This is a genomic window from Paenibacillus sp. FSL R7-0273, from assembly GCF_000758625.1.
In the GTDB taxonomy this organism is placed as follows: Bacteria; Bacillota; Bacilli; order Paenibacillales; family Paenibacillaceae; genus Paenibacillus_AQ.
In genome coordinates, this window is record NZ_CP009283.1 from 3,506,574 (window position 1) to 3,523,007 (window position 16,434).

9 protein-coding genes are annotated in these 16,434 nt (G+C 53.5%); 7 read left to right on the forward strand and 2 right to left on the reverse strand.

Going from position 1 to position 16,434, the window contains the following annotated elements; translation table 11 throughout:
- The first annotated feature begins 15 nt into the window (after positions 1-15).
- Positions 16-2,748: an FAD-dependent oxidoreductase gene (locus R70723_RS15145; protein WP_039873127.1), complete on the forward strand. Its 2,733-nt coding sequence runs from the start codon at positions 16-18 to the stop codon at positions 2,746-2,748.
- Positions 2,749-2,826: 78 nt separating this feature from the next.
- On the forward strand, positions 2,827-4,380 hold the full coding sequence (locus R70723_RS15150) for a hypothetical protein (RefSeq protein ID WP_039873128.1): 1,554 nt from the start codon (positions 2,827-2,829) through the stop codon (positions 4,378-4,380).
- Positions 4,381-5,013: 633 nt separating this feature from the next.
- On the opposite strand, the gene R70723_RS34250 is transcribed toward R70723_RS15150, so the two are convergent.
- On the reverse strand, positions 5,014-6,864 hold the full coding sequence (locus tag R70723_RS34250; RefSeq protein WP_039873129.1) for a response regulator: 1,851 nt from the start codon (positions 6,862-6,864) through the stop codon (positions 5,014-5,016).
- A complete protein-coding gene (locus tag R70723_RS15160; protein WP_039873131.1) occupies positions 6,854-8,623 on the reverse strand; it encodes a cache domain-containing sensor histidine kinase in 1,770 nt (589 codons plus the stop codon). The genes R70723_RS34250 and R70723_RS15160 overlap by 11 nt, the downstream gene beginning before the upstream one ends.
- A gap of 213 nt (positions 8,624-8,836) precedes the next feature.
- Between R70723_RS15160 and R70723_RS15165 the strand changes: the two genes are divergently transcribed.
- From R70723_RS15165 to R70723_RS15185, 5 genes are all read left to right on the forward strand, one after another.
- On the forward strand, positions 8,837-10,426 hold the full coding sequence (locus tag R70723_RS15165; RefSeq protein WP_047171133.1) for a peptide ABC transporter substrate-binding protein: 1,590 nt from the start codon (positions 8,837-8,839) through the stop codon (positions 10,424-10,426).
- 73 nt (positions 10,427-10,499) lie between these two features.
- Positions 10,500-11,399, forward strand: a complete 900-nt coding sequence (locus R70723_RS15170) for a fumarylacetoacetate hydrolase family protein (protein WP_039873133.1) — start codon at positions 10,500-10,502, stop codon at positions 11,397-11,399.
- A gap of 344 nt (positions 11,400-11,743) precedes the next feature.
- Entirely contained in the window at positions 11,744-12,793 is a 1,050-nt protein-coding gene (gene hydE / locus R70723_RS15175) for a [FeFe] hydrogenase H-cluster radical SAM maturase HydE (RefSeq protein WP_039873134.1), read from the forward strand.
- A gap of 313 nt (positions 12,794-13,106) precedes the next feature.
- On the forward strand, positions 13,107-14,099 hold the full coding sequence (locus R70723_RS15180) for a 2-oxoacid:acceptor oxidoreductase family protein (protein ID WP_039873135.1): 993 nt from the start codon (positions 13,107-13,109) through the stop codon (positions 14,097-14,099).
- A gap of 22 nt (positions 14,100-14,121) precedes the next feature.
- Entirely contained in the window at positions 14,122-16,422 is a 2,301-nt protein-coding gene (locus R70723_RS15185) for a thiamine pyrophosphate-dependent enzyme (protein ID WP_039873138.1), read from the forward strand.
- Positions 16,423-16,434 lie beyond the last annotated feature (12 nt).

Genomic DNA, 16,434 nt, shown 5'->3' on the forward strand with positions numbered 1-16,434 from the left:
ACAGGAGGTGTAAGCATGGGCCAGTCAAAATCCGTCCGGACGGAGGTTCTTATTGTAGGAGGCGGAACAGCAGGCTGTGTGGCAGCTATTGCGGCCGCAGAGGAAGGCGCGAAGGTCATCCTGGTTGAAAATGATACTGCACTGGGCGGAGTGGCTACCCGCGGCGGTATCCACCGATACTATTATGGTTCTCCGGGAGGGCTGCAGGAGGAGATAGACCGCCGGACCGCTGAAGCTGCTGCAAAATTCGGAGGTAAAACCAAGGGCTTTCATCCAGATGCCAAGCGGGTGGTGCTTGCCGCCCTTTGCCGGGAAAAGGGAATTATGTTCTATTTGGACTCTGTGGTGTATGAGGTCATTAAAGAGGGGGAAAAAGTAGCGGGTGTCCGGGCTCTGACTCCGGCAGGCCGATTGGAAATTAGTGCCGGGGTGACTATCGACAGCACCGGGAATGCCCATCTCGTCCGTATGGCCGGCGGCAGGCTGAGGTATGGCCGCGGGCTGGACGGCGTGTATCACAATTATTCCTTCATTCCGCGCAGAGTGCTGGACGGTGAGATCGGGTATGACAATCTGGATGCCGGATGGGTAGATCCGTACGATCCATGGGATGTGTCGCGGGCTTTTATCCGCGGCCGTGAATGGGTTAGGGAAGGGTATGCAGAGGGTGCGCATTATTTTGCGGTCTCGTCCATGCTCGGGGTCCGGGAAGGCGGCCTGATTGAGGGAGACGTAACAATAACCCTGGAGGATTATATTGAAGACCGGCCTTCACCGGAGGTGATCTGCCGCAGCTATTCCCATTTGGATAATCACGGCTTTGATACAGGGAATGAAAGTGAATTCAGCCAGCTGTGGATTGCGGTCATGGGCTTGTTCGTCAAAGGCCTGTGGTGCGACATTCCATACGGGGCACTTTTGCCTGCCGGCATCGGAAATCTGCTGGTGGCCGGGCGCGCCCTGTCTGTAGACCGGGATGTTGGAATGGGTGTGCGGATGCAAAAGGATATGCACAAGGTAGGCGAGGCAGCCGGCGTTGCTGCTGCTATGAGTATCCGTACCGGCTCTGCACCGCGTGAGCTGGACCGTTCCGGGTTGCAGAAACGGCTGGTGGAACGGAGTGTGCTGGAGGGGGAGGAGCTGCAGCGGACCCATGGCCGGAATCTTCGCTTCAAGCGCGGTGGGCTGGCAGGTGTAGAGTTGGGGAAAGAGAACGCCGCTTCGCATGCCGAACAGCTTGCCCATTATTTCGGGACGGACGAGCGGTGGAAGGCAGTCTGGCTGCTGGGCAGTTCAGCTGAAGCTGAACAGGAACGCCAGGTCGCTGTTTTGCTGGAAAGCAAGCTTTATGAAGGCACACCGGAGGCTAGATTCTGTGCTGCTATCACACTGGCTATGCTGGAAAGAGAAGAAGCCGTTCCATACCTAATGGAACGCATTGCTACCAGGGATAAGAATAAACTCAGCAATCATCCCAAATGCGTACCGTTCTGGATTGCCTCATTTGTACTGCTGCGTATGCTGAAAAGCACCGCTGGAGTGAGTCAGGCCGCGGCTGCACTTAAAGAGCAGCCGGGTGCGGTTCACAGCACCTTTCTGCTGGATTACTTGTCTGCTGTTTGTCCGGTGCTGAGCGCCGGGGAACGTGCTGAAGCTGCCGGTGCTGTTCAGATGTGGTTATCATCCGGTGAACTTGGAATGGATTACCGGATGCACGGGGACCGGCCGGAGTCGCTCGGCTGGAGCCTGGAACTCAGAGCGGCAGCGCTATTGGCAAGTTTGACCGGGGAGCAAGGAGGGGTCACTGGGTGGGCGGCTTCTGCGGCGGCTGATCCGCGGGGGTATGTCCGCAATGCGGCTGCCCGGCTTCTTCCCTGGAGCGAGGTGGGTATGCCGGATAAAGAAGAGGCTGCTCCATTTCTTGGTGAGTTTGATATAGCGGTGATTGGTGCCGGGACCGCAGAGGTTATCTGTGCGGCAGCGTTGGGCCGTCAAGGCAGGAGAGTGGTGCTGATCGCTGACGGAAGTGCTTTGATGACTGAGGTTACGAGGTCTAGAGTGACCTATTTTAAAGGGCTTGACGAGTCTGCTGGCGGAGGCGCATACGAGCTGATTGATCTGCTGCGACAAGAAGGAGCGTGGAACGGAGAGCAGCTGGAGCCTGTATTGGTGCAGCTGGCGGCAGACCGGCTTTTGCAGAATGCCGGGGTAAGCGTTCTGTATGAGGCACGTTGTCTGGAGGAGCAGAATGCAGAAGGGCGGAGTCTAGTTGAGATTGCCTATAAGAACGGCAGAGGACTGGTCGCCGCTGGCAGAATTATTGGGCAGGCTGATCGGGCGGGAGTTATGGGGCAGGCCGTTCCAGGTACACTGACTGCGGTTTTGATAGGCTCCGGGTCATTGGGAGAAACGGCAGACTGCAGGTGGATGGAGTGGAGTCATAACGGTAACGTGTTGGCCTTGCGGATACGGCCTAGTTATTATCCGGACGAGGTTTATCTGGATATCCGCTGGCCCCTTGAAGCTGCTGAAGAGGGAGACACCGGGGAACTGCTTGTGCTGCCTGCAGTAGAGAAGCTTCGGAATCTTGGAGTGATACCTGATAGTGCTGCGCTCGCCTATATTGCGGATGAGCCGTGGCCGGAAGGATTGTGTGCTGCTCCGGGAACTTCTGGCACAGAACCGGAAGAGAATTTCTGGATTGCCAGGCAGATTTCTGCGGGTCTTGACGATGCTGTAATTGGATAGGCCGGATTTTCTGGATTACTAGATTATTAGGCTTAAGTTCATAGAATATCTAATTCATATCTAAAGGAGCGATTATTTATGAGTATTCTATCCTCACTGCCGCTTACACGCATTGCCGAAATCCAGGTGGAAGGTACACCGGGAACCGATATTACGTTCAGCTCTCTGTCCGCTCTTGTGCCTGCCGGCACACGTCATCTGATTGTTGAGGTTAACGCTGCTCAGACATACACCGAGCGCAGATTCTGCGAGGTCATTCTAAATGGGGATACTGCTGCTCACTATAACCGCAGAGAGTTTGCGGCCACAGGTTCTGCGGTTACCACAACCAGTACAACGAATACGAATGTTGCGCAAGGTGTGGATATTCCCCCTTCAGCGGCAGGGTTTGGCGGCGGTTATCTGCTGTTTCCGTTTGCTTTCCGTACAGACAATCTGAAGCTGTGGCAGAGTATGGGTTCTTCTCTGGAGACCAGACTGCAGCGTCATGCCGGAGCCTGGGAGAATACGGCAGCAATAGACTCTATCACTCTGCGTCCATGGCAAAATGTGCCCGGCGGGGTTAACCAGTGGGCTGCAGGCTCAATCATCACCCTGTATGCAGTCAATGAAGCACTTCTGGCGGCAGACCGTCTGCCGGATGCGCAGACCCGGAAATTTACCTTTGGCACTTTGCCAACGGATGCCAATCATCTGATCCTGCTGATGTATCTGCGGTCCAGCCATGATCTGTCTACCCGTCAAGGCGACCGGGTCTATCAGGAGCTCAATAATGATACTACGGCTGCCAATTACCCGCTCCATCGTTTAGGGGGGGAAGGGATTGCGAATCCGAAGGTTATTGATGAGTACTTTGAAGAGAAACGGGTCGGCTGGTCTACGGCAGCTGCGGCTCCGGCGGATTCTTTTGGCAATCTGGTGGTGATGTATCCGGAATACCGCAGCACGGATTTTCATAAGCCGTGGATGAGCCAGCATGCTGCGTATGAGGATATTTTTTATCCGGTCAGCCAGGAAAACGGGCGGAGAAGGAATACGGCTGCATTAACCCGGCTCCACTACTTTCCGGGAATGGGCGGACATTATTATTTGCCCGGCTCTATCATCAGCGCCTATAAAGCAGAGTCACCGGCAGCCCGGCATGTAGTCTCTGCATCGGGAGAAGCTTCGGTCACTCTTCAGGTTCCTGCAGGAGCTGTCGGGCTGCGTGCGGTTGTTGTGGCGAGAAGTAATTCCGGAGCGAAGGAAGACGGCCTCCTGGTTGAGCTGAACGGTGATACGTCGGCCGCCAATTATGCGATCCGCCGGGCATCCGCTTATGGAGAAGTTAAAGACGAGGGTGATAATGAGACCGCTCTGCTGACAGACAATGAGATCGGCGTCATTACAGGCGCAGGAGCAGAGGCCGGCCAATACGGCTTCGGAACACTTTCCATTATCCGGCATGCGGAGACTGACCGGCATAAGCATATCCTGTCGCTCGCCGGCACATGCGGCAGCCGTATTGCCTTGTATGGCGGCCGCTGGAAGAGCAGCGCAGCCGTAACTTCGGTGACCTTCAAGCCAAAGGCCGGCACGCTGTTCGCCGCCGGCTCTGTCTTCGAGCTGATTGTTGCGGCTGATGCACTTTAGGCGAATATAGGGGCGAAGTGCGGGCATATGAAGGGCAAAAATGCCTTTGATTTGGCCGGATGTGGCGTCCACGCTCAAATGAAAGGTAAAAATGCCTCTGATTCGGCCCAATGTGGCTGACGCGGGCAAATGAAAGGCAAAAATGCCCTTGATTTGGCCGGATGGGGCTGACGCGGTCAAATGAAAGGCAAAAATGCCAGATGTGGATGATGCGAGCAAATGAAGGGGAAAAATGCCCTTGATTTGTCCGGATGAGGCTGATGCGAGCAAAAAGAAGGGCAAAAATGCCTTTGATTTGGCCAGATGTGGCGTCCACGCTCAAATGAAAGGCAAAAATGCCTCTGATTCGGCCCAATGTGGCTGACGCGGGCAAATGAAAGGCAAAAATGCCCTTGATTTGGCCGGATGGGGCTGACGCGGTCAAATGAAAGGCAAAAATGCCAGATGTGGATGATGCGAGCAAATGAAGGGGAAAAATGCCCTTGATTTGTCCGGATGAGGCTGATGCGAGCAAAAAGAAGGGCAAAAATGCCTTTGATTCGGCCCAATGAGCCGCTACGGGCAAATACCTTAGCAACGTCAAAAAGGAGTACTCCCGAACACACAGCGGAGTACTCCTTTTTATCTGTACCCCTAGGCTTTACCCGTGCGGAAGCCTTCTTCCTCCCGGTATTGGCTGGGGGTTTTGCCGGCCAGCCTGCGGAAGATCCGGGCGAAGTATTTGTAGTCGGGAATGCCGACCTGTTCGGCGATTTCGCCAACCTGCTTATCCGTCTCGCGCAGCAATTGTTTGGACTTCTCAATCCGGAAGCGGGTCACGTAATCGGAGAAGTTGATGCCGGTCTGGGCTTTGAACAGGTGGCTGAAATAGTTAGGGCTGATGGCGGTGTAATCGCTGATATCGGCTACACTGACAGGCTCCCGGTAATGTCTGGCGACGTAGTCCAGCGCTTTCTGGATCTCACTGCGCTGCACCGGCTGATCGAAGGACAGGCGGCTGGAATTCTGCTTCCACATGAACAGGCGGACGAGAAACTCTTCAGTGTCAAAGACAGTTTCGACATCGCCAAGCTCCGAGTGAAAACGGCTGCGTGAATACGCGTCCGCCATAGTCCAGCGTTCAGCCAGCTCCTCAATCCAGCCAAGCAGCTCATTAGGCCGGACTTTCATCCGCACAACCGGCCGGATGTATACATCATGCACCAGCCGCTGAAGCTGAGACGGATCACTCCAGCCGGCAAGCTGCTCTACAGGGTCGGGAAGCTCAGGCAAAGCGGAGCCGTGAGTATGTCCTTCAGCAGTTTGTGCATCCCCCGGCAAAGTCTGCTGACCCGTTTCTTCTCCATCTCCAGCCCCGTTCCCAGCACCACCACCTGATCCTACGCCTGCTCTTGCATCAGTCCCGGTTCTAGCGCCACCACCTGATTCAACTCCATGTCCAACGCCAGCCCCAGTTCCAGCCCCACCACCCAATCCAACGCCAGCCCCACCCCCAGCACCCGCACCATAAACATGCAACCCGCCATGCCCGTGATAGAACAACTCAGCCTTCAGCTCCTCTAGCTCGCCAAAGGCTGAACCGAACGATGCCGGCCAGGCCTGCGGACCGGCAGCCATACGGTGCTCAGAGCTTATGCGCACGGAAACAGTGAACGGCAAATATTTTCTCGCGTGATGCAAAATATGTTCATAGAATAACAGAAGCTCCTCCTGATCAGAGCAGGCCTCAGACAGCTGAATCCACAGCCCGATGCTCTGCCGGTCCCAGTCAAAAACATTGCAGCAGAGCTTACTGTCTGCCAGCTCCTCAATAATTCGCATCATCACGTACTTGAACAGGGAGAGGTCCTTGGGATGAAACGTCTGTGACAATGCGCTATAACGGTCGATGCTGACCATCCCCAACATGAATACCGCCTCCGGCCGGTGCCAATTCACAAAATCACAGGTGCTGTTCAGCTTGGAGGGGGACTGCACGGCGCCGGAGCGGATATCGAGAATAAGCTGCTTGCGCAGCAGCGGCTGGCTGTCCTGCAGATGCTTGCGCTCCTCAATGGAGAGCAGCATTTTCTCCCGGTCGGCTTCAATTTCATTGCGGGCCTGGCCGAGAATCTCCAGCAGCTCCTGGTAACCCGAGGTTACCTTCAGCAAATAGCCCAGCGCCCCAAGCATAACCGCCTTACGGGCGAATTCAAATTCCTGGAAGCTCGACAAAATAATCACCTTAACCCGCGGCATCAGCCGCTTCAGCTCCTCCGTCAGCTCCAGCCCGTTCATCCGGGGCATCACGACATCCGTAATAACAATGTCAGGACTAAGCTGTCTGCACAGCTCCAGCGCTTCCTCACCATCCTCAGCCTCGCCAACGATCTCAAACCCATGCTCCTCCAGCGGAAAAGCATAACGGAACCGTTCGCGGATCAGCGCTTCGTCATCCACAACGATACAGCGTATTTTATCCAGTACCACCGAATTAGTGCCCATCTGCGGGTGCTCCTTTCACTGCCGGGAATGAAATGATGATTGTCGTGCCGGCTCCCTCCGTGCTTTCAATCTTAAGGCCGTAAGCATCGCCGAACTGCAGCTGCAGACGTTCATGGACATTGCGCAGTCCCATCGATGAATAGCGGGGAAGCCCTGCGTCAGCATCGGAATCGGAATCAGAATCAGAGTTGGAAGGATCCAGCAGGCCGGCAAGACGGTCCGGAGCGATACCGGTACCATTATCCGCTACATACAGCTGCACGAGCCGGGAGTTTATCTGCTTTCCGCCGACAATGATTTGCCCGTCACCGCGCCGTTTCTCTTTTATTCCGTGAAAAATCGCGTTTTCCACTATCGGCTGCAGCGTCAGCTTTAATAGGCTATAGTCCAGAAGCTCATCATCAACGTTAAAATGAACCTCAAACTTGTTCTGATAGCGGATTTGCTGCAAAAACACATAATGCCTCAGTCCCTGCAGCTCATTGCGCAGACTGGTCAGCGCCTCACCTTTGCCCATCGAATAATCCAGCAGATTAACGAGCGCATGCAGCACCTTGGCGATTTCATCCGTCCGCTTCAGGTCGACCAGGGCATTGATGGAATTGAGCGTATTGTAGAGAAAATGCGGGTTAATCTGGGCCTGCAGCGCACGGAACTCGTATTGCTTTTTCATCTTTTCAATCCTCAGCTTGTCGTCGATCAGCTCTCCGATATGGTCCAGCATCACATTAAAGGAATCGGCGAGGGTACGGAATTCATCCTTGCGCTTTAACTGGACACGCAGCCCCAGATTGCCCTTCTGGATGCGGCGCATCTGCAGAATCAGGCCTGAGATCGGACCGTCGATATATCGGGCAAGAAAGAAGGAGATAACTAGCGACAGCAGGATAAAAAATAATACAAGATAGATAGCATAAGCCCTCAGCTGAGTGACCGGTGCGAGAATATCCTGCTTGCCGACAAAGCTGGCCAGACGCCAATCCTGCGAGTTGGGGCTGCCGAACAGAGCCACGAATTCTCCGCCGTTCTCCGCATAAAGCGGGTGGAAGCCCCCGGCATCCTGCTGTAGGTAATTTTGAATCTGGGGAAAAAGCCCGCTGTATTCATCCTGCCGTACCTTAACAGAGCTGAGAATTGGCTGGATTTCCGGATTGAACAGTAAAATAGAGGTAGTAGGGGAGGGATTCATGCCGGCAATCAGCTCATTAAGGGCCAACAGATCAATATCCGCCGCCAGGATACCCTGAATATCCATCCCCCTGTAAACGGTTACGGCCATGGTTAGGACAAGGCCTTTATTCTCCGACTGGTAAGGTCCGGCGGTCTGCAGAGAGGTCCAGCTGGTCCGGGCGCCGTTAAACAGCTTTTCCATAAAGGGTTCCGGCAGCACGGTGGTCTGCACCGTTTCATAAATCGAATGATCGGGGGCAATGAAATACATGCCTCTTGAAAAAGGATACACGGAATACTGATACATGCGCAGAACACGGGTTACGCCTTCACGCGACTGGTCTGTTTCCGACAGCTTACCGGCCAGCTGGCCGAGCGGAGCTTTGATGTCCGAAAGAATCCGTTCCAGCTGCTCAGATTGACGGTCAGAATAGGATTTCATCTGGCTCATCTGTTTTTCGGTCAGCAGGTCTGTAATATACCGGTAGGCGATCAGGCTGATCGACAGCGCAACCGTCAGCATGCAGGCGAGGATGATCACGAACATTTTGAAGCGGATTTTGTGCATAAAAAGCAGCAGCTTTCTCATAGCCGGCGTTCCTCCGCATTTTTGACCTGTAGGTCCAGTTTAACGACCCGTTTTCGCCGGTGTCAATGTGCGGTGGAAAGTGGATAGATTTCTCCACCTTTTTGTAGCTGTGTAGGATATGCTACCAGACTTAGACAAATTACGACATGCATCCGTTCTAGTTCATGGTATCATCTATTAGTCTATTAATATTGTAACGCTGGGGGAGCATGAATGAAGAGGCTGATGAAGTTTATAATGGTGTTGGCTATACTTACCGGATTATCCGGTGCTGACGGGGGGATGGCATCCGCTGTTCAGGCGAAGCAGGTGCTGCGGGTAGGGCTTAGTGTCATACCGTTTTCGCTGGATCCGGCAACTACGATTGACGGGGGAACATCATCAATTGTTAGAGGCTTGTTTGAGGGGCTGGTCCGGCTGGATGAGAGAGGTCAGGCCGTTCCGGCTATGGCTAAGTCGTGGAAGATATCTGCAGACGGTAAAATCTATACCTTTACCCTGCGATCCGGTGTGAAATGGAGCAACGGGCAGGCTGTAAAGGCAGCAGATTTTGAATATGCGTGGAAACGGGCACTGGCACCGGCCACCTTTAGCTCCCGGGCTTTCAGAATGTATTCCATTGCCGGAGCCCAGGCCTACCACGAAGGCAAGGTTAAGGACGCTTCAAAGGTGGGTATAAAAGCGCTGAATGACTCTACCCTGCAGGTGACGCTGTCGGAAAAAACTGCTTATTTTACCCAGCTGCTGGCTGACGATGTGTATATGCCTGTTCCTGCGCAGACTGTTAAAAAGGATAGCGAGTGGGGCCGGAGCATGAAAACAATGGTTACGAACGGACCGTTCAAGCTGAAGCAATGGACCGGCAGTGCCATAACGCTCAGCAAAAATACAGCATATTACCTGGCCAAAGACATCCGTCTTACCGAGGTGCAGCTGCTTACACCCAAGTCTGGAACCGAATCAACGACTGAGGCTTATCTGAATAATGAGGTGGACTGGGCAGGCGGAACGGAATCCATCCAATACAGTGCGCTTGATCAGGAATCGGCAAAAGCACTTAAGGCTTTTCCGCTGGGGGGCACCTTTTATTATCAGTTTAACCCCAATAAAGCCCCATTTCATAATCTGAAAATCCGTAAAGCACTTGCTATGGCGTTAGACCGTGAACTATTCGGCGGCATTCCCGCCTATGGTTTAATTCCATACGGTGTGCGGGGAGCGAAGCTGGATTACCGCTCGGAGATTAGTGATGAAGGCTACATCAGCGAGGATATTGCGCAGGCCAAAAGATTGCTGCAGGAAGGACTTAAAGAAGAGGGGCTTACGAAGCTCCCAAGCTTCAAGATTAGCCTCAATGAAGGCTATGATCATACTCAGGTGGCTATGATTGTCATCAGCAGCTGGATCAAGAATCTTGGTGTCGAAGCCGAAATCGAGCTGCTGACCTGGGAGGACCAGCTGGCGAACCGTTATAGCGGTAATTATACGGTGGCCCGGGGCGGATGGAGTGCTGATTTTAACGATCCGGCTAATTTCATGGAGTTCCTTACATCGGCAAGTCCGGAAAATAATACAAGCTGGCACAATAAACAATACGACGCTTACGTGCAGCAGGCCCGGCATACGGATAAAGTGCAGGAACGGATGGCACTGTACGGCAAGGCAGAAAAGCTCCTAATGGATGAAATGGTTTTGCTCCCGCTATTTTATAATTTCACGCATGTTCTGCATAAACCTAATCTTAACGGTGTGTACGTTAACTTTGATAGAACAATAAATTTCACCAGGGGATACTTTAATTAGACCTGCCGTCCAAATAGTGATGCTATGCTGATAGAATTAAGAGTATTCGACTACTAAAAAAGGAGAGATTACGATGAAGCTGCTTAATTACGTACGGAACGGCGGTTACCGGCTGGGGATACATACGGATGCAGGGATTATAGACGTTGCCGGTGCAGCTGCAGCCAGCGGTCAGACGGAATTAGCGGACCTGGATATCCACCAGGCCATTTCAGGAGGAGACACAGTTCTCGATAAGCTGCTTACTCTTACAGATTTCGTTACCGGAAAACCGGACAACAGCCATTTGCTGCTTGATGAAAATGGGCTTACTTTCGGACCGGCAGTGAACCGTCCGGGCAAAATCCTCTGCGTCGGCCTCAACTACCGCAAGCATGCAGAAGAGACGGGTTCGGCGATCCCGCAGACTCCGATTTTGTTCAGCAAATTCAGCAATGCATTGGCCGGGCATCTGGAGGATGTTCCTTTACCCGCAGTGTCGCAGCAAGTAGATTATGAGGCAGAGCTGGCCATTGTTATCGGCCGTACAGCCAGCAACATCAGCAAAGAGGAGGCTCTGGATTACGTCTTTGGCTATTGCTGTGCGAATGATCTGTCAGCGCGTGATTTGCAGTTCCGGACCCAGCAATGGCTGCTTGGCAAAACCTGTGACAAGTTTGCTCCTGTGGGGCCGTATCTGGTCACAGCGGATGAGGTGCGTGAGCCCAATGCGCTGAGCATTTCCTGCTACGTTAACGGTGAGGTGCGGCAAGCGTCCAACACATCGGATATGATTTTCCATTGTGATGAAATCATCAGCTTCGCTTCACAGCATATGACGCTGGAGCCGGGGGACATTATATTAACCGGCACACCGGAAGGAGTAGTCCTCGGTTATCCGACGGAGAAGCAGGTGTATCTGCAGGCTGGTGATGTTGTGACGGTTGAGATTGAGAAGCTGGGCAGGCTGACCAATACAATGACGGCACTTTAGGTTTATAACAAACAAGACCGTGATCTCTGTGTTACAGCAGAGGCTACGGTCTTTTTCCATTTGATTATTGGAGGATGCTTACATTTAAGTAGAAGAAACAGGATTTGATTCTCAATTGGACTGAGAATGACACTTCTCCGACAAACCCTGTCGGCATACCCGATATGCATAAACTTTTCAACAATTCCCAAAAAGCTCATAAGCGGCAGCCAAAACCCGGCATTTAAAATTCAGGTGCGGCATAGTCTAAAGTATTCTTACCGAAGTAAACTTTTTTAGCAAATGTTGAGGCGCAGAGAACGCTAGGGATTTAGCCTGCCGCAAGGGACGGTGGCCACCGAACTATGGAAGTTTTGCTTAACAAATTATCAGAGCAGCATGAGCTGACTGAAGAAGAAATCGTCTGGTTTCTCGGGAATCTTACTCCTGAATGGAAACAGCAGCTGTACTGCCGGGCATCAGAGGTCCGTAAGCAGCAATATGGTGTAAGCGTTTACTCGCGTGGATTGATTGAGTTCTCCAGCTTTTGCAGGCAGGATTGCCTGTATTGCGGACTGCGCAGGTCCAATTCCAGTGCAGAGCGTTACCGGCTCACGGAGGAAGAAATTATCGAGTGTGCTGCGGAAGGCTATGAGCTTGGTTACCGTTCTTTTGTCCTGCAGAGCGGGGAGGATATCCATTATTCTGAGCAGATAATGACCTCCATTGTCGGAAGGCTGAAGCGGCGTTTCCCGGATGCTGCTATCACCCTGTCAGTCGGTGAACAGAGTGAAACCTTTTACCGCGCATTATATAATGCCGGAGCGGACCGCTATCTGCTGCGCCACGAGACTGCATCGCGCACCCTGTACGAATCCCTGCATCCGGGCATGTCGTTCGATAACCGCATGGACTGCCTGCACATCCTCCGGGAGATCGGCTATCAGGTGGGGGCGGGCTTCATGGTCGGTCTTCCCGGCCAGACACACCGGCATCTTGCTGAGGATCTGTTGTTTCTAAAAGCATTCCAGCCCGAGATGATCGGCATAGGCCCGTTTATCCCGCATAGTGCTACACCGCTAAACGGAGCGGCAGGCGGGACGGTGGAAGATACGCTGGTGATGATCGCGATGGCTAGACTTATGGTGCCGGATGCCCTAATGCCTGCAACTACTGCAATGGGAACACTGGACCCGTCCGGCCGGGAAAAAGCGCTCCAGGCAGGGGCAAATGTCGTCATGCCTATCCTGTCACCGCTGCAGATCCGCAGCAAATACGCCCTGTATGAGCAAAAAATCTGCATGGGCGATGAACCGGAGCATTGCCGCAGCTGCCTTGAAATGCGGATCGCCGTCTCCGGCTACCGGATGGAGTTTAGCCGGGGGGATCATTGCAGCTATAAGGCACAACTATAAAACAGTAAGTGAATATTTTCACTATATAGAATGAATTTGAAAACTTATATTAAGGGAAGAGTGGCGGAGGGGAATTTTGGAACTGGAGGAGCGGGAGCGACCGTCTGAAAGCTTTTCGCAGAAAAGCTCGCTACGGAAGCATATGCTGTCTGCGGATTTCTACCGCGTAAAGCGGTTCTAATCAAGAAATCTGCAGACAACAGCGGCTGGAAGTCCAAACATTCTCTGGAGTCACGGTCAATCCCAAAATATATGACCATTTCATTCTAAATTTGAAATATGAGCTTACCGTCACACTGAAGGAGGAAACCCGTTGTCTACCCTGACCAAGAAAAATGCACTCGGCTTCTATGAAATCCGCCTGGAGTCCATCGGCGGGCTTGGCGCCAACCTGGCCGGCAAAATGCTGGCCGAGACCGGAGCGCTGGAGCTGGGCTTCAATGCCGCGAACTTTTCGTCCTACGGCTCGGAGAAAAAAGGCTCACCCGTCAAAACCTTTGTCCGGTTCTGTGATCCGGAAATGGAGATCAGGGATCATAGTCCGATTGAGCAGCCGCATCTGATCGCCGTTTTTCATGAAGCGCTGTACAAGATTGTGAATGTCGCCAGCGGACTGCAGCCGGATGGGGTCATTCTGGTCAATACCACCCGCGGCTTCGATGAGGTGCGGGCCAGTCTTGGCGTTGAATCCGGTACCGTGGCGCTGATTGATGCGATGGGCATTGCCGTAGAGGAGAAGACCAAGATTAACACAGCGATGCTAGGTGCGATGTTCCGCATCTGTGATTTTCTTGATCCTGAAGCGATGCGCACCGTTATCCGGCGGACGTTTGAGAAGAAGTATCCGCTGCTCGTGGAGCCCAACCTCCGCACGTTCGACCGGGGCTACAATGAGGTACAGTTCATGACCTATGACGTACCGGAGGGCTCACAGATCAAGCCCTTTAAGCGGGTGCAATCGCTGCTTGGATATAAAACACAGGTGCCCGGCGGCGTAATTACGGCACAAGGCAACAGCATATTAAAGGATCTGAGCGGCTCACGTGCCGGACTTTTGCCGGAGTTCCATGCAGATACATGCATCAGCTGCGCAGCCTGCGATAATGTCTGCCCGGATTACTGCTTCGTGTGGGAAGCGGAAGCCGATAAACGCGGGCGGATGCAGCAGGTATTGAAGGGCATCGACTACCAGTACTGCAAGGGCTGCCTGAAATGTATAGAAGCCTGCCCGACCGATGCGCTGACCAGCCTGCGTGAAGAGCCGGGATATGCCGAGCAGCACCGTGTTGCCCAAGTGTTCTGTTAATTGAAGAGGGAGGAACTCACCAATGGCTGTTAGTGAAAATCAATTATCCGGAGCATTGCCGGCTGAGCAGGTCACCTGCTTCGAATCCGGCAATGAAATGGCGGCAACCGCTGCTGCGCAAATTAACTATCATATAATGGGCTACTTTCCGATTACCCCCTCGACCGAGGTTGCCCAATATCTTGACCAGATGAAAGCACGCGGCCAGCATGATATTCAGCTCGTTGCCGCAGACGGTGAGCATGGCTCGGCGGGAATCTGCTATGGGGCTGCAATGGCAGGCGCGCGGGTGATAAACGCAACCAGCTCCCAAGGCTTCCTGTACATGCTGGAGCAGCTGCCCACCCAGTCGGGAACCCGGTTTCCGATGGTGCTGAACCTTGTAACCCGTGCGGTTAGCGGTCCGCTGGATATCCGCGGCGATCACTCAGACCTCTATTACGGCTTGAACACAGGCTGGGTTATTCTGACGGCAAGCACACCGCAGGCGGTCTATGACATGAACATTATGGCGCTGAAAATAGCGGAGCATTCAGAGGTGAGGCTGCCGGTAATGGTCGCGTATGACGGATTTTTCACCTCGCATCAGAAGCGCAAGGTCAAATATTTTAAGAACAATAGTGTCGTTCAGGGCTTTGTCGGGCCGAACCCGAATCATAGGAATCATAGCTATCCGAATGTGTCTGACCCGGCCCGTCCAGTCACTATAGGTGCCCATATGGGCGGGGATGATCTGCTGAACAACCACTATCAGCTGTCTGAAGCCCTGGAGAAAGCGGGCGGGGTGTACAGTGAGGTTGCCAGAGACTATGCGTTGCTCTCCGGCCGGGAATATAAGGTGCTCGATCTGTACCGGATGGAGGATGCTGAATACGCTTTATTTCTGCTTAACTCCGCCGGTGAGACAGCCAAAGATACCGTGGACCAGCTGCGTGCCCAAGGCATTAAGGCCGGGCTGATCCGGCCGAACATCATCCGCCCGTTCCCGGCAGAACAGCTGCGCGGCGCACTTAAGAACGTCAAAGCGCTGCTTGTGGGTGAACGTGCCGATTCCTACGGCGCCCAAGGCGGAAATCTCACCCATGAAATCCGTTCGGCGCTGCAGGCTGATCCCGATAACAGCACGATTGTCCTCTCCCGGATCTTTGGTCTGGGCGGCAAGGATTTTTATGCCGATGATGCAGCAGCCTTTTTCGGGCTGGCAATCGATGCGGCCGCAAAGGGCTATGCAGAGAAGCCTTTTGACTACTACGGCTACTATCCGGGCGAAGAAAAGGATGCTCTCACCCCCGTAATGGAGCCGCTTCACGGCAATGCTTACAAAACAGGTCTGATTCAGGTCACACAGAATGAAGCAACCGGACTGCTCAAGGTGAAGCTGCCGCCACTCCGGCAATTGACCGTGAAGCCGCACCGGCTCGCTCCCGGACATGGCGCTTGTCCCGGCTGTGGTGCGCTGTCGGCGCTGGAGCTCTTTTTTAAAGGCATCGAAGGGGATATGGTTGTGCTCTTCCAGACCGGCTGCGCTTATGTGGTGACTGCAAGCTACCCGTATTCCTCGCATAAGCAGACCTTCGTGCACAATCTGTTCCAGAACGGGGCAGCAACGCTGGCCGGTATGGTGGATGCGTTCTATGAACTGAAACGGCGCGGAGAGATCCAGGTTGCGGATGATGTCACCTTTGTCATGGTCTCCGGGGACGGCGGCATGGATATCGGGATGGGGGCAACCGTAGGTGCAGCGCTGCGTAATCATAAAATGATCATTCTGGAATATGACAACGAAGGCTATATGAATACCGGCTCGCAGCTGTCCTACAGCACCCCTGTGGGGCACATGACCAGTACGTCAGGCGTCGGCGTAGCCCAAAAAGGCAAAAAAGGCCATCACAAGGATACCGCCCAAATTCTCGCCGCCTGCAACATTCCTTATGTGTTCACCGGAGCGGAGAGCAATCCCCAGGATCTGCTGCAAAAAGCGGCCAAGGCCCAGTGGTACGCCAACAACACCGGAACCGCATACGGAAAAATACTCTGCGCCTGTCCGCTCAACTGGAAAACGCCGGATGATCAGGGCAATGAGCTGGTGAGGGCGGCGGTGGATTCCTGCTTTTTCCCGCTGTATGAGATTGAACAGGGCATCACCCGCATCACCTATAATCCGGAGGACAAAGGCAAACGTATTCCTGCGGTAGACTGGCTGAAGCGTATGGGCAAAACGAAGCATCTGGTGAAGGACGCGGAGCTGCTGCAGGATTTTGAGAAGGAAATTGAACGCCGCTGGAGCCGCCTGAAGCTTAGACATGAGCATGAGCTGCTCTAAATCGGGATGGAA